The following is a 2082-nucleotide window of genomic DNA, read 5'->3' on the forward strand; positions in this document are numbered from 1 at the left end:
ACGAGGATCCCACCGGCCTGCTCAACGAAGGCCACCGCTACCGCGACCTCGAGGCCGGGGTGTTCATCTCGCGCGATCCGGCGGGCTTCGTGGACGGCCCGAATGTTTACGCCTATGTGAGGCAGAATCCGTGGAGCGCGTTCGACCCTGAAGGGCTTGCGCCTCAGATTGTCAACACGCTCGCTTCCATGGGCGACGACTGGTTCGGGTATTGGGGCGGCGTGGGAGGCGCGGCCGGGAACATGGCAAAAGGGCTAGGCCAACTGGCGATGAACCTCGATCCAGCCACGAATGCATGGCAATCGTTTGCCGGCAAGAAGACCGGCTACCAGAAGATCGCCGAAGGAAGCCAACAGGCATACCATGACTTCGTCCAGTCGGCCGAAAATCTGGGAGCCAAGGCTCAGATGAATGGAAGGACCATGACCGAGTCGGTTCTGGATGCCGCGGCCAACCATGTTGACGAGGCGACAAAGGATCCGAAGAAAGCCGGAAACCTGGCATTCGGCACGGTCACATCCCTCGCAAGTGGTGCGGACGCTGCATTGAGAATCGCATTGAGGACGGGTAACGCCGCATTGACCACCGCGAGAGGGACGCAGGGGGCGGCTACAGTGGAGGCAGCGGCGGCGAATAAGCCAGATTATACAAGAATTGCTGACCCAAAGAATCTCAATGCTAGTACCAAACCTACCCCAAGACAGGTTCAAGAAATGAAGAAAATGAACATGGAAGCAAACAACGGGGTGCTCCGAGACGATGTAACCGGAGAGGTGATGGTTCCATCTGCCAAGTCACAAAAAGGCGTTACTCCTCCTCCCAATGAGGTTCAAGTGGACCACATTGTGCCAGTGGACAAAGGAGGAACAAGGACCATGAGCAATCTTGAGCTGCGGACGCGGGCAAACAATCGAGCCAAATCGAACAATTGATGAAAATATTCCCTATCAGCAACGACACGATGGTTGTGACCTCCACGTTTGTGACCAAGCAAGGCATGCCCATTCTGGAAATCAGTCACGAAGATGACGAAGAAGGAGGATCCTTGTGGCAATTCCATTGTGGGAACGGCGACTACAGTATGGATAAGATGCAATTGGTTCGCCTAGACACCATACTCATGCTGGATCCAAGCGTCGGCGAAATTGCCGATTTGGAAATGGGCAAAACTGTGCGTAGAGAAACTCCGAAATCTTCTTGGATCTTGGTGGAATAAATCGCCGCAAAGGCACCAGCGCAGTTTCCACAGGGATCATTTTCAATAATAGTGGCAACCAACCGCAGTGGCCGTGCCAACCGGTATTCGTGCCAAAGCCGGATCGGGGCTTCCTCCCGCGAGAGCCCGTGATGCAGATCGCGATATTTCCGGAACGCTTCAACCCAAGGTCCACCCACTCCATGAGCTGCTTCCGCCAACCGCGTCCGCATGTCCGGCATCTTTCAGCCATGCGGGTGACGCCGAAGCGGATGAGAAACGCGACTCGTCCGATGATGTCTCCTTGGAACGGAGCGGATCCGGCCTTTCCTCGCAACCCCGGTTTCGCCAGAATGCTCCCGCCTTGACCCGTCCGGCTGCCATCTTGCTAACACTGCTGATTTCCCTATCGACCGGGATTTCCTCTGGAGCCGGTGTTTCCCACGGCACCAGCACCGGCCGGGACCGGCTCGGCCGCACCTTGTCCATGGTCGAGCGCACTTCTTCCGGTGCGGTGGTCTCGTCCTTCGACTACTCGCAGGCGGTCGGCACCTGGCCTTCCAGCCACGATGCTGTCGGCAACGTGCTGCGCTGCGAGGAGAACCACAGCATGAGCGGCGTGGACGACCGCGTGGTGGTCAACACCTACGACCACGCCAGCCGCCTCGACACCGAGACCATCACTCCCGCCGGGGGAGCGGCCGTCGCGACGGATTACGGCTATGATCGCGCGGACAACCGGGTGAGCAAGACCATCGGGGCGACCGTTACGGATTACCAGTTCGGCGATGGCGACAACGGGGCGAATTCAAACCAGCTCGGCGCTTACGGGCCTTCCGGCCAGCCGGTCACCCACAGCTTCACCTACGATGCGAACGGCAACCGGG

General features: G+C 58.4%; 2 protein-coding genes and 1 pseudogene. All 3 read left to right on the forward strand.

Translation table 11 applies throughout. The features are described from left to right. Positions 1–932 (forward strand): RHS repeat-associated core domain-containing protein (locus tag OJ996_RS26320; protein ID WP_264516745.1); only part of this gene is annotated, 932 nt, incomplete at its 5' end. Beyond that, positions 932–1216, forward strand: coding sequence for a hypothetical protein (locus OJ996_RS26325; RefSeq protein WP_264516746.1), 285 nt, complete (start codon positions 932–934; stop codon positions 1214–1216). The genes OJ996_RS26320 and OJ996_RS26325, both read left to right, overlap by 1 nt. A 343-nt stretch (positions 1217–1559) precedes the next feature. Then, positions 1560–2082: pseudogene (locus OJ996_RS26330) on the forward strand (hypothetical protein); the annotation flags it as partial.

The organism is Luteolibacter rhizosphaerae, assembly GCF_025950095.1.
Taxonomy (GTDB): Bacteria; Verrucomicrobiota; Verrucomicrobiia; order Verrucomicrobiales; family Akkermansiaceae; genus Haloferula; species Haloferula rhizosphaerae.